Here is a 12,610-nt window from a genome sequence, read left to right as displayed (position 1 = left end):
CATCCAGCCACATGTTCGCGATGAAATGCGCCTGACAGGTAGCGGATGTCCCAATTTCTGCTAAAACACCGAACCATCTACGTTTGACACCAAACGCGATCTATCGCGACAGGACGCAACAAGACCGCATGTCCCAACTAGACACACTTAAATCCGAGCTTCTGGCTGCAATTTCTTCAGCAGAAACAGAAGCAGCCCTGGAAGACATTCGCGTTTCCGCTCTTGGCAAAAAGGGCTGCATCTCCGAGCAAATGAAAACCCTCGGGAAGATGAGCCCGGAGGAGCGCAAGACGATGGGCCCTGCCCTCAATGCGCTGAAAACCGACATTGCCGACGCGATCGCCGCGCGCAAAACCGTTCTGGAAGAGGCTGCTCTGGAAGCACGCCTTCAGAGCGAAACTGTTGACGTGACTTTGCCGTTGCGCGCAAGCCCGGCAGATACCGGCCGCATTCACCCTGTCAGCCAGGTTGTTGATGAGCTAACCGCGATCTTTGCCGACATGGGTTTTGCAGTTGCCGAAGGCCCGGACATTGAAACCGACGAGCTGAACTTTACGGCGCTGAATTTCCCCGAAGGCCATCCGGCCCGCGAAATGCACGACACGTTCTTCTTCAATGAAAAGGAAGACGGTGAGCGGCTTTTGCTCCGCACACACACGTCGCCGGTGCAAATTCGAACCATGCGGACCCAGGAACCGCCAATCCGTGTGATCATTCCCGGTCGAACCTATCGGTGTGACAGCGACCAGACCCACACGCCGGTGTTCCACCAGGTCGAAGGTCTGGTAATCGACAAGGGATCGCATTTCGGTCATCTCAAGTGGGTTTTGGAAGAGTTCTGCAAGTCCTTTTTTGAAGTTGACGACATCAAGATGCGCTTCCGCCCATCCTTCTTTCCGTTCACAGAACCGTCCATGGAAGTTGATATCCAGTGTGACCGCTCTGGTGACGAAGTGAAAATCGGCGAAGGCTCCGATTGGCTTGAGATCCTTGGCTGCGGCATGGTCCACCCGAACGTCATCCGCAATTGCGGCCTCGATCCAGATGAATATCAGGGCTTTGCCTGGGGCATGGGCATCGACCGGATCGCCATGCTGAAATACGGCATGCCTGATCTGCGTGATTTCTTTGACGCTGATATCCGCTGGGTCCAGCACTACGGCTTCCGGCCGCTGGACCTTCCGACCCTGTTTGGCGGGTTGTCGAACTGATCGCCACCCTCTCAATTTCCGAAGAAGGCTTCCTTCCATGCCGCTTCTTTCAAGACTGATCGCCGCTGTTCTTCTGAGCCTTATGGCTGTAACAGGCGCAGTAGCCCAGACCACGGACCAAGATGCTCGTGTGGCCACACCGACATCATTTCTGGAATCATGTGCTGACAAAATCGAATCTCGTGGGCGCCTGCGGTTTTGCGGAGAGTACTTCCGCGAAAAGCTGGGCACGCAGGCCGACGCGCTTTTGTATCTGCGAGACCGTATCACCGGCCTGAGAGCGTCTCACGAAGCATCTGCTGCCGAAAAGTATCAGAGCTTCCTGTCCGCCATCTACATCGTCGGATTTCTGACAATCTGCTCGATGGTGCTTGTTGCCAGTGACCGCCGCATTGGTGGCACAGCCAAATGGGCCAGCCTTGCCAGCTCTGCCGCGCTGTTCGTCATGATTGTCGTCGTCGCCATTGGATGGCTTGGAAAATACCGGGCTGAATATGCCGCTCAGATCGAGCTTGGCATGCTTCGGGACAGGATTGAAACGGAAGCTGCGCAAGCGATCTCCACGGGCCGTGAAATCACACCGGAACTGGTTCAGGGTTGGACCATTGAGCTGTCGCAAATTGGACGCCGCTTTGCCGAGAACTATGCCGAAGGCTCCGTGCTGCCGGATATTGAACGCTTTGGCGGTAACTGATCTGACAGCCAATCCCTGATTTTCCCGCTGCCGGCATGATCTTGTAGACGCCGCAGCGCCGGACACGAAAAGAGTTGAACGCATGAAATTCACTTTGTCATGGCTCAAGGATCATCTTGAGACCGAAGCCAGCCTCGACGAGATCGTTGAAAAGCTGACCATGATCGGCCTTGAGGTCGAGGAAGTAACCAACCGTGCCGGACGCTTGAAGCCTTTTACAATCGCGAAGGTAGTGGATGCGGAACAACATCCGAATGCCGACCGCTTGAAGGTTCTCAAGGTCGACAATGGCAGCGGTGAGCTGCTGCAGATCGTATGCGGTGCTCCGAATGCCCGCAAAGGGCTGGTCGGCGTACTGGGACGGCCGGGTGACTATGTTCCTGGTCTCGACTTCACGCTCGCAGTCGGCAAAATCCGTGACGTGGAAAGTTTCGGCATGATGTGCTCTGAGCGCGAGCTGGAATTGTCTGAAGAGCATGATGGCATCATCGACCTTCCGGAAGATGCGCCTGTGGGCGTTTCTTATGCACAGTGGGCAGGCCTTGATGATCCGATTATCGAGATTGGCCTGACACCGAACCGTCCGGATTGTACCGGGGTTTACGGTATTGCACGCGATCTGGCTGCAGCCGGGATCGGCAAGTTGAAAGAGCGGCCACTTAAGCAGGTTCGAGGCACCTTCCCGTGCCCGACCAATGTGAATCTGGAGTTCGGTGACACTCCTGCTCTTTGCAAGGCGTTTGGCCTTCGCTTGGTCAAGGGTGTGAAGAACGGCCCTTCGCCTAAATGGATGCAAGATCGTCTGGTGGCCATTGGCCTGCGCCCAATCAACACGCTGGTGGACATCACCAACTACATGACCTTCGATCAGGGTCGTCCGCTGCACGTTTTCGACGCTGACAAGGTGCATGGCGATCTGGTTGTTCGCCGTGGCAAGGACGGCGAAACCATCGATGGCTTGAACGGCAAGAGCTACACGGTTGATGACAGCGTCTGTGTGATTGCTGACGATAACGCCGTTGAAAGCCTGGGCGGTATTCTCGGTGGTGAAATTTCTGGCTGCACGGAAGAAACCACCAATGTGCTGATTGAATCTGCGCTTTGGGACGAAAACGGCATTGCTGCAACTGGCCGCAAACTTGGCGTCAATACCGATGCTCGGTATCGGTTTGAGCGCGGCGTTGACCCTGACTACATGCTGCCGGGCCTTGAGGCCGCCACTCAGATGGTTCTGGACCTATGTGGCGGCGAACCGTCGGACGTGGTGCAAGCGGGTGAGGTTCCCGAAACCAACCGGATTATCGATTTCCCTTATGCGGAGGTCAAACGTCTGTCGGGCATCGACACCGTTGTTCCGGAAATGAACCTTACTTTGAAGTCCCTCGGCTTCTGGATTTCCGGCACCGGAGATGTCGTGAAAGTGGCGCCGCCGAGCTGGCGTCCAGACATTGAAGGCAAGGCTGATCTTGTGGAAGAGATTGTGCGCATTCTCGGCCTTGACCGCGTGCCCTCCACGCCGTTGCCACGCTCAGACACGGTAACAACGCGCGTTCTCACAACTGGCCAAATCAGACGCTCAAAAGCCCGCCGGTCTCTTGCCTCCCGTGGCATGAACGAGGCTGTAACCTGGTCCTTCATTTCGCACGATCAGGCCGTCACGTTTGACGGTGGGGCCGATGCGCTCGTGCTTGCCAATCCGATCTCCTCCGACATGTCGGACATGCGTCCGAGCCTACTGCCCGGCCTTCTGACAGCAGGTCAGCGCAATGCGGACCGTGGCTTCCCGGATGCTGCCCTTTTTGAGGTGGGACAGATTTTCACGGGTGACCAACCGGATGATCAAAAAATGGTCGCTGCTGGCATTCGTCGTGGCACCGCAAGCCATGCAGGGTCAGGTCGCCATTGGAGCGGTACTTCGGATGCGGTGGACGTGTTTGATGCAAAGGCTGATGCAGAAGCAGCCCTTTCTGCAATCGGTGCGCCGGTTGAAAAATTGCAGGTCTATCGCGATGCACCAGATTACTTCCACCCCGGTCGTTCTGGCACTTTGAAGCTAGGCCCGAAAAACACTCTTGCGGTCTTTGGCGAAATCCATCCGCGCATCCTGAAAGACCTTGATCTGGATGGACCGGTTGTCGCGTTTGAGGTTTATCTCGACGCACTTCCGCAGCCAAAGAACAAGGCCACACGCTCCAAGGGCAAATTGCAGGCCTCCGACTTGATGCCGGTCCGCCGTGACTTTGCCTTTGTCGTGGATGACGGCGTGGAAGCTGAAAAGCTGCTCAAAGCGGCACGTGGGGCCGACAAGACCCTTATCAGCGATGTGACACTGTTTGACATCTACAAGGGCAAGGGTGTTGACGAGAACCAAAAATCGCTGGCGATTGATGTTCTTCTGCAACCGGTCAAAAAGACCTTGACCGATGAAGACATTGAAGCCGTGTCGAAGAAAATCGTTGCATCGGTAGAAAAAGCAACTGGCGGAACGCTACGCGGATAAGCAGGTTCAGGTCCGAAAGTTTTCAAAAAGCCCCGACCAACTGGTTCGGGGCTTTTTCATTTTCAGTACCCTCGGTACAGCGGGCTTTCTTGCTGGCAAAGATATCCTATGCGGCATTGCTTGTTGTCTCGGGTCGGCACCGTTGCGCGGATCAGGAACTGCTGGATCGAAACACAGTATTGTCGACTGTAAACATAGCTGTCATATGTTTTGGGACCGGTGTTCATGACAACTGCTCCCTTCTTTTTCACCAGCTCCCGCGCCTGATCACACGTCATAGACCGACTATCTGGGCGCGCATGGGCGGCCTGAGTTCCCAATCCCAAGATCAGAAATAAACCGAAACTGGCCATCACCAGTCTTTTAGCAAAAACAGCTGTCATGGGCGGTCTCCAGAAACGTACCAAGTGTAAACCCAAAATTGGCCTTCTACCTCAAACGTCAAGTGCTTCGAGACATCGCATTTTCGTGAATAAGCAAAGAGCCCTGCGAGCATCCCAATCACCCTACCCCCGCTATGGTGAATCAGATACACAAATCGAGAACAAAGCAGGGGTAAATCATGCAAGCAACAGAGATGGCACCGGCACTGAAGGACTGGGAAAGGCTGGCTGACCCTTACCGTTCGAGTGAAGATGAACGTAAGCAAAGCATTAGCGCCGTGGTACGCTCTGTTCCAACGTTAATGCGGCTGTTGGAAACCATGCGATCGCTTGATCTTCCGGACTGCTGGCTGGTTTCAGGCGCCATCTATCAGACCATGTGGAACATCATGACGGATCGCCCCCATGAGCACGGGTTGAAGGACTATGACATCGTTTATTTCGATGGCTCAGATCTCAGCTATGAGGCGGAAGACCGGGTCATTAAGAAGGTTGAAGCCGCCCTGCCCGACCTTGCAGACCGGATCGAAACCCGCAATCAAGCCAGAGTTCATCTTTGGTATGAAAAGCGATTTGGATGCTGCTATCCGCCTCTTGGCTGCTCCATGGAAAGCCTGGTGAACTATGCCGCGAAAACCCATGCCGTTGCCGTTCGTCTTGATGCGGATGAGCGTATGCACGTGCACGCTCCTTTTGGACTGTCCAACATTTTTGCAATGCGGCTGGTTCCAAATACGGCGCTCGACAATCGCAAGACGCATATAGAAAAAGGTGCCCGCATGAAGGTGCTTTGGCCGGAGCTGACGGTTGAACCTTGGCCAGAAGCCTGAGGTGTCGGGGCTGGAAACCGATCAGGAAGCTTGCTTTAGAGCTGACACTGCCATCAACTCAGAGCGGATCAGCCCGCGAACTGAATTTCCGACAAAAAGCGCTTCAGCGGTTATCAAGTCTTCCGGCCTCAGGTCCGCCTCATAGGCTAAGCGCTTGTCCAGAAGCGCTTCCCGCAAGATGCCCGGCAACAGCCCATGCTCCAAGGCAGGTGTGAGAAGCTTGCCGTTCTTCTTGACGAACAAGGTTGTGAAACTCCCTTCCGTCAAAAAGCCGTTTTCATTGACGAACAAGACTTCTTGAGCGCTGAGTTCCGCGGCCATTCTGGTTCGTGTCTCATCGTAAAAGGCCCGATGTGTTGTCTTATGAAACAGGTACGCATTTCCAGAATCGACGGGCTCATCCGCCAGACAGAGTTTCCAGACCGTGTCATCGCTCGCAGTCACCAGCGGCATAGCCTGAATACTAGCCGTTCCGTCTTCGGCCATTTCAAGACGCACGCGCAATGCACCGCTTGAGCTTTTAACCTCCTTGAAAAGCTCTCCCCGCAGGCGCTCTTCCTCAAACACAAATCCCAAATACTTGGCGGAGCGCGCAAGCCGGTTTAAATGACGTTCCAGCAAGAGAAAGCCTTCTTCGGGCAGATAAGCAAAAGTTTCTATGAGACCAACACCCGGTAAGTCTGACGACAAAAACTTCAGCTTGAGCGCACATTCGTCATATTCAGGCCCGGCCCCTGAATCGAAGACGACACCAGATCCGGTTCCGGCAACGCCTGTCCCATTTGATTTCAGGTCCAGCGTGCGGATTGCCACATTGAACGCAAAGTCTCCGTTTGGTTCCATTGCGCCAATTGAGCCGGTGTAGACCCCGCGCGGCGATGTTTCCAGCCGGTCGGCTATCATCATGGCGCTCAGCTTCGGCGCACCTGTGATCGACCCACAAGGAAAAAGATGCTCTATGATTTTCGGAAACTGAACATCAGCTTCCAGCTCGCCTTCGATGGTGGATGTCATTTGGTGGACCGTGCGATAACGCTCAACATCACAAAGCGACGTCACCTTCACCGACCCGGCCCTGCAAATGCGCGAGAGGTCATTGCGCATCAAGTCCACAATCATGGTGTTTTCTGCACGCTGTTTTGGGTCTCTCGCCAAATTCGCTGTAATTGAACGATCTTCCGCAATAGTGCGACCTCGGCCAGCGGTTCCTTTCATGGGGCGCGTTCGCAGTGTGTTCGCGCGTCTTTCCAAAAACAGTTCTGGAGATACTGACAGGATGGATCGGTCGACTGTTTTCACCAAAGCGGCATGTGCCACCGGCTGCCGACTCAAAAGGTCAGAAAACAGATGCTCCGGCGCGCCTTCATGTTGCAGACCGGCCCGCATCGTGAGGTTGACCTGATAGATGTCGCCTTTCGCCAAGTTGTTTTGAACCTCGCGAAAAGAATCTTCATACTCCCGCTTATCCATATCGAAACCGGAGACGGACACCTTGCCACTTTCCCTTGGCTCTGTCCCGCTCAACAGCTCCCGCGTTTCTTTGAGAGACAGGGATACAGGACCCTCGTAAACACCAAACCACAGCAAAGGCTCACCGGTGTTTTTCCAACGCCCAGCCAGTTTTTCTTCAAACGCATAACCCAGTTCGTATGTCAGATAACCAGCGACATGCTTGCCGCTTTTTCGAGCCCTTTCGACAGCTTGAAGGGCCTCAGAAACACGTGTCAGATCATTGCATGTGATGACGTCCAGCGGTGACTGAAACAGCCGTGCAGCTCGGTCCTTCAGGGCATCGACCAGCAGCACCGTTCCAGGAGCCAATTGATTTGCAGGCATGGATTTCGCGTTCATCCTTCACCGCCGCCTTCTTGCATTGCCTAGAAGGTCGAAAATCTCACCGTTTCGGTGTCACAGGAAGGTCGGCAAATGGCACTCAAGCGACCAAGGGTCAAGAGCAAGCTGAGATAAATCTCTGATCAAATGGATGGGAAAGAGAAAACCGGTCGCGATCTAATTGACCGACCGGTTTCATAAGGGCGTTATGCAGCGCGTACATCCTGCAGGAATGCTTCGATAGAACCGCGCATTTCATTGGCTTCCCGCTCAAGGAACTCAGCCGATTCCGCAACGGTTTGTGCAGCTCCCATGGTGCCTTGGACAGAATCTGACACCGTCGAAACGTTTTCAGAAACACGAGTGGCCCCGCTGACAGCGTCATCGAGATTATGAGAGATTCGGGTGTTTAGTTCGTTTTGCTGCTCTACTGCATCTGCAATTGAAGTCGTGCAATTGCTCACTTCGCCCATTGTGGACGAAATCTCTCCAATGGCATCCACCACTTCCTCCGTCTCGGCCTGAATGGCTGATATCTGGGAGCCTATTTCTTCAGTCGCCTTGGAGGTCTGCATAGCCAGTTCCTTGACCTCGGTAGCCACGACCGCAAACCCCTTTCCAGCTTCTCCCGCCCGCGCAGCCTCGATTGTTGCATTCAGCGCCAGAAGATTGGTCTGTTCTGCGATCGCTTGAATGAGGGTCACAACTTCGCCAATGCGATTTGCTGCTTCAGCCAGACCAGCCACTTTCTCGTTGCTGGATTCAGCGCTTTTTGAAGCCGAAACCACAATATGCTTGGCCTGAGCTACCTGCTGGGAGATGTCGCTAATCGACTGAGACAGTTCATGTGCCGCCGATGCAACTGCTCCCGAACTAGACGACGCACGATCTGAGGCATCAGTTGCGGACGCGACCCGCTGAGACGTGACGTCTGCGACCCCACTCAGTTCTTGAGATGCGCTTCTCATATCACTGACTTTGGCAATCACTGCAGTCAGTTTGGCTTCGATATCAGAACGGAACATTTCGATCATTTCATTGATGCGCGTCTGCTCCGCGTGCTCCTGCTCGCGGCGCTCTTCCTCAGAGGCAGAAGCCGCAATCGTTTCCCGGTGCACTTTCTCGATGCTCTGCTTAGCCTCATCATTATGGGCAAGCAGGCTCGCCAGCTTACTGACCGCTGCGAACAAGAAGGCAAACTGAGCAACAACCATCACGGCGTGAAAAACGACCCGTGTCAGGTCCGATCCATAGGGAAACACCAGTGTGGGGTAGACAAAATTCAATGACAGGTGATGGAGCGCAACAAAACCCGCATATGCCGCAAGCGGACGCCAATCCACCCAACCGGCAAGGATAGCGAACACCACAAAGAAATACATATGCCCATCAAGTTGGAGCGAATTAGCCTGATCCGGTGTCGCTAACGCTGCCACAAACAGACCAGCCATTGCCGCCATGGAGATGGAAGTTACATATCGTGTTTCACTGGCGATGCCGCGCTTGAACCAAACAGCCGTGGAAACCACAGCCAACAACAGCGCGATCCCGGCTAAAAACGTGATGGGAGCATGGCCCACGAGCCATCCGGTTCCCACAACTATCGGAACATTCAGCCACAAAAAGTAGATCAGTCTGAGAGAATAGGCGTGTCTCAGCTGATCAACACTGGACATCTCAGTTGCTTCTTGGTCATCCATTAGTGTCAGTCCTTTTGACGGTCTTAATCAGGCGCACACACGCAGCCGCCGCAGATGCGGAAATCACGACTCCGGCCCCTTCCTGATAAAGGTGCCAGACAAACCCCTTGTTCTCTGATTGGGTGATCGCAACGTATTCATGTGCGCTCGCGGAATTAATCTGCCCCCCTGCCCGTGCGACAGTCTCGACTGCCGACTGGTCACTCCAGGGAAATTGCAAGACCGCGACGCGCCCATGCTCCGAAGGCATCAGGCCAGCGAGCAGAACCAAGATCAACGCAAGGCCGAAATAACCTGCGATCAAAAGTCCGGAGAGTTTAATTTTCACAAGACCCTCCACCCAATCCTGAGTAGAGCGTCCGATATTATGATTAACAGACCTTAAAACTATCGATTTATTCTTTAAAATACTTCATATTGATATATTTTACAGTACTTATTTCTATATTTATTACTTTAAGCCACCTATTCGAATGGCACTTGCAAGCCTCTAACGGCTTTATCTGCACCCTGATTTTTTATCAAATATTGTTGGTGATAGTCCTCGGCGAAATAGAATTCGGATTGAACATCGATCACAGTGGTGATCGTCGACTTGACGCCTGCTTCATTCAATGTTCGCTGATATCGCTCTTTTGCGGCCGCTGCTGCTTCAAGGTCGTCCTGCCGGTCAACCAAAACCAATGACCGATATTGCGTGCCCACATCATTGCCCTGCCGCATGCCTTGTGTGGGGTTATGGCCTTCCCAAAATATCTTCAAAATGTCTTCAAGGGCTATAAGGTCCGGATCGTAGACCACTTGAACAACTTCAGCATGTCCAGTTCGCCCCGTTCCGACTTCGTTGTAGGTCGGGTTTGGCGTATGCCCGCCAGAAAACCCGACAGCTGTGACGTAGATGCCCTGAAGAGACCAGAACAGTGCCTCAGCCGCCCAGAAACTGCCCATCCCGAGAATGACAGACCGATAGCTATCCGGGTAGGGCGGAAGAAGTGGCCTGCCAAGTTTGGCGTGTTTGTCATATGGGCAAACGCGTTCGCTGCGCCCGGGTAGTGCCTCATTCGGCTTGGGAAGCTCAAATTTTCGGCTGAGCATGGTCATGAAAGACATCAACGGCCTCGCGCAAACTATTCACCTGCCTCTTTATGAAAGGCAGACAGGATGACCACAAGCGCGACTTCAGAACGAGAGGCAAATAGTCAGGCGTAAGCCCGCTTCAGTTGCTCACCGGGGGTGGTCAGCCAAAGGAAAAGGATCGCCAAAGGACCGGTCACCGCCCAAACAGGCCAAGTCAGCAAGGTTTGAATGATCGGGTCCCAGATCACCGGGCTGACATGGCGCTGGATCACAGCCTGCGCGAGATTGAGGCTCTCAGCAGAATATGTGAACCAAACCTGACCGAATGAGCGTGTAGCCAGCTCCGACTGCGCGATGGAGTAGCTTCCGTCGGCGATAAGCGCAATCACCGCAGATGCCAACAGAGCATAACCAAACAGTCTCACAACAAATCGAACAACGGTCATATTCACAATCTCCGCGGTAAACTCATGCGGCTTGACGCCACCCCCATTTGTCAGGGGGACTGCAATCAGGCTTTACCTTTAATTGCCCTTGTCGGATTGTTCAATGACAATACCGCAACGCTGCTACAAATGGGCTAAATACAGCGGAATTCCCAGTGACACCTGATCAAAACTCCGTCAGAAAGAAATGATGGAGCGCATCAGTTCGCATTGTTCTCAAACGGGCAAAAATCCGTTTGAGAACAAAACTTATCCACCTGCGGGAAAAAACCTGCCACCCCACTTGCGCTCCCACCCTTCATGAGTATATTGCGGGCCTCGCCGGCAGCAATGCTTGACGAAACGGACAGGTGGCCGAGTGGCTGAAGGCGCACGCCTGGAACGCGTGTATACGGGCAACCGTATCGAGGGTTCGAATCCCTCTCTGTCCGCCATTTTCCTTATATGCCTGCCTATATGGCCTCTGCTCGGTGCTTACCTTGTCAGGGGGCGAAGGCTGTAACGTCTACGAGACGGTCGCAGACCTGATCGCGGGCTGATTGGTCGTGGAATATGCCGAGAACCGCAGCTCCGCGGGATTTGGCTTCTTCGATCAGCGTCAGAACCACCTTGCGATTGGCCGCATCAAGACTTGCAGTTGGCTCATCCAGCAACAGGGCTGGATACGGATGCGCGAAACCTCGCGCGATATTCACCCGCTGCTGCTCTCCACCGGAAAAGGTGGTCGGTGACAAGCTCCAGAGCCGCTCTGGTATATTCAATCGCTTGAGCAGTTCTTCTGCCCGACAACGTGCCTGACGTTCTGATACACCCAATTGAAGCAAAGGGTCTGCAACAACATCGACCGTTGGCACGCGTGGAACCACACGCAGGAACTGACTGACATAGCCAAGCGTTTCCCGGCGCAAACGGATCAGCTCGCGAGGCGTTGCGCCGACAACACCTACGTTGCCAATCCGGATTTGCCCGCCAGCTGCCAGATAGTTGCCGTAGATCATCCGCATCAAGGTGGACTTGCCCGCGCCCGACTGCCCGATCAGGCCGACACATTCGCCCGGCTCTACGGTTAATGTCGCTCCGCACATGACCGGTATGACGGCACCACCCTGATTGTGGAGCGTGAAGCTTTTTGACAGGTTTTCAATCTGGATCATTTTCACACCTGCAAAACCGAGGATACAAGAAGCTGGGTATACCCGTGTTGTGGGTCGTCCAACACTTGATCTGTTAGCCCCTGCTCCACCACTTCACCAGATTTCATGACCATCAAGCGATCTGCCAAAAGGCGGACAACAGCCAAATCGTGGGTGACGATGATCACGGACAGTCCGAGAGTTCGCACAAGACCGCGAAGCAAGTCCAAAAGACGTGCCTGAACACTGACATCCAGCCCCCCTGTCGGTTCGTCCATGAAAACCAACTTTGGACTGGTCACCAAGTTGCGGGCGATTTGAAGACGTTGCTGCATTCCTCCGGAAAAGGAGGACGGGCGGTCATCGATCCGGTCTGGTGAAATCTCGACCCGTTCCAGCCAATCCAGTGCTTGCGTGCGGATATTGCCGTAGTGCCGACTGCCAACAGACATCAAGCGTTCGCCAACATTGCCACCAGCGCTAACACCCAAACGAAGTCCATCGCGCGGGTTCTGGTGGACAAACGCCCACTCAGTTCGGCTCAATCGCCGACGCTCACTTTCCTGAAGCGCCAGAATATCCTGATCACGATAGTGAATGGTTCCACGGTCCGGTTGGTGGTGCCCAGCCAGCGCTGCCAACAGGGTGGATTTTCCTGACCCACTTTCCCCGACAATGCCCAACACCTCACCGGGGAAAAGATCAAAGGACACATTTTGGCATCCAACCCGGCTGCCATAAAACTTGGCGAGATTTTGCACCTTGAGCAGAGGCGCATCTTCAATGGAATTGGTCTGTATCTG

12 protein-coding genes and 1 tRNA gene are annotated in these 12,610 nt (G+C 54.1%); 5 read left to right on the top strand and 8 right to left on the bottom strand.

Annotation, left to right across the window (positions count from 1 at the left end; translation table 11 throughout):
* Positions 1 to 128: 128 nt before the first annotated feature.
* The 3 genes from pheS to pheT all read left to right on the top strand — a co-directional run bounded on the left by pheS (position 129) and on the right by pheT (position 4,405).
* Positions 129 to 1,211: a phenylalanine--tRNA ligase subunit alpha gene (gene pheS, locus TRICHSKD4_RS07415; protein ID WP_009466878.1), complete on the top strand. Its 1,083-nt coding sequence runs from the start codon at positions 129 to 131 to the stop codon at positions 1,209 to 1,211.
* Positions 1,212 to 1,248: 37 nt separating this feature from the next.
* Positions 1,249 to 1,905, top strand: a complete 657-nt coding sequence (locus tag TRICHSKD4_RS07410) for a hypothetical protein (RefSeq protein ID WP_009466877.1) — start codon at positions 1,249 to 1,251, stop codon at positions 1,903 to 1,905.
* A gap of 82 nt (positions 1,906 to 1,987) precedes the next feature.
* Positions 1,988 to 4,405 carry a phenylalanine--tRNA ligase subunit beta gene (pheT, locus tag TRICHSKD4_RS07405; RefSeq protein ID WP_009466876.1) on the top strand — a complete coding sequence of 806 codons (2,418 nt, stop codon included), beginning with the start codon at positions 1,988 to 1,990 and terminating at the stop codon, positions 4,403 to 4,405.
* A 62-nt stretch (positions 4,406 to 4,467) separates the two neighbouring features.
* On the opposite strand, the gene TRICHSKD4_RS07400 is transcribed toward pheT, so the two are convergent.
* On the bottom strand, positions 4,468 to 4,788 hold the full coding sequence (locus tag TRICHSKD4_RS07400; protein WP_009466875.1) for a hypothetical protein: 321 nt from the start codon (positions 4,786 to 4,788) through the stop codon (positions 4,468 to 4,470).
* Between the two features lie 179 nt (positions 4,789 to 4,967).
* Between TRICHSKD4_RS07400 and TRICHSKD4_RS07395 the strand changes: the two genes are divergently transcribed.
* Entirely contained in the window at positions 4,968 to 5,618 is a 651-nt protein-coding gene (locus TRICHSKD4_RS07395; protein WP_009466874.1) for a nucleotidyltransferase family protein, read from the top strand.
* Between the two features lie 21 nt (positions 5,619 to 5,639).
* Here the strand turns inward: TRICHSKD4_RS07395 and pabB are convergent, their stop codons facing one another.
* The 5 genes from pabB to TRICHSKD4_RS07370 all read right to left on the bottom strand — a co-directional run bounded on the left by pabB (position 5,640) and on the right by TRICHSKD4_RS07370 (position 10,674).
* Positions 5,640 to 7,469, bottom strand: coding sequence for an aminodeoxychorismate synthase component I (pabB, locus tag TRICHSKD4_RS07390; protein ID WP_208993024.1), 1,830 nt, complete (start codon positions 7,467 to 7,469; stop codon positions 5,640 to 5,642).
* A 188-nt stretch (positions 7,470 to 7,657) separates the two neighbouring features.
* Complete coding sequence (locus TRICHSKD4_RS07385) at positions 7,658 to 9,151, bottom strand: methyl-accepting chemotaxis protein (RefSeq protein WP_009466872.1); 1,494 nt, start codon at positions 9,149 to 9,151, stop codon at positions 7,658 to 7,660.
* Positions 9,144 to 9,479, bottom strand: coding sequence for a hypothetical protein (locus TRICHSKD4_RS07380; RefSeq protein ID WP_009466871.1), 336 nt, complete (start codon positions 9,477 to 9,479; stop codon positions 9,144 to 9,146). Before TRICHSKD4_RS07380 ends, TRICHSKD4_RS07385 begins: the two co-directional genes overlap by 8 nt.
* Before the next feature lie 137 nt (positions 9,480 to 9,616).
* Positions 9,617 to 10,261: a peptide-methionine (S)-S-oxide reductase MsrA gene (gene msrA, locus TRICHSKD4_RS07375; protein WP_040616492.1), complete on the bottom strand. Its 645-nt coding sequence runs from the start codon at positions 10,259 to 10,261 to the stop codon at positions 9,617 to 9,619.
* Between the two features lie 89 nt (positions 10,262 to 10,350).
* Positions 10,351 to 10,674 (bottom strand): hypothetical protein, encoded by a 324-nt coding sequence (locus TRICHSKD4_RS07370; protein ID WP_009466869.1) that lies wholly within the window; start codon positions 10,672 to 10,674, stop codon positions 10,351 to 10,353.
* Positions 10,675 to 11,018: 344 nt separating this feature from the next.
* On the opposite strand from TRICHSKD4_RS07370, the gene TRICHSKD4_RS07365 reads away from it, so the two are divergent.
* Positions 11,019 to 11,108: transfer RNA gene (locus TRICHSKD4_RS07365), tRNA-Ser, on the top strand.
* A 48-nt stretch (positions 11,109 to 11,156) separates the two neighbouring features.
* On the opposite strand, the gene phnL is transcribed toward TRICHSKD4_RS07365, so the two are convergent.
* Together phnL and phnK are read right to left on the bottom strand one after the other, a co-directional pair.
* Positions 11,157 to 11,828, bottom strand: coding sequence for a phosphonate C-P lyase system protein PhnL (phnL, locus tag TRICHSKD4_RS07360; protein ID WP_009466866.1), 672 nt, complete (start codon positions 11,826 to 11,828; stop codon positions 11,157 to 11,159).
* A gap of 2 nt (positions 11,829 to 11,830) precedes the next feature.
* Positions 11,831 to 12,592 (bottom strand): phosphonate C-P lyase system protein PhnK, encoded by a 762-nt coding sequence (gene phnK / locus TRICHSKD4_RS07355; RefSeq protein ID WP_040616551.1) that lies wholly within the window; start codon positions 12,590 to 12,592, stop codon positions 11,831 to 11,833.
* Positions 12,593 to 12,610: the final 18 nt, after the last annotated feature.

It is taken from the genome of Roseibium sp. TrichSKD4, from assembly GCF_000148725.1.
Lineage (GTDB): Bacteria > Pseudomonadota > Alphaproteobacteria > Rhizobiales > Stappiaceae > Roseibium.
Note: the sequence above shows the minus strand (reverse complement) of the source record. Positions and strands in the feature narration are given on the sequence as shown.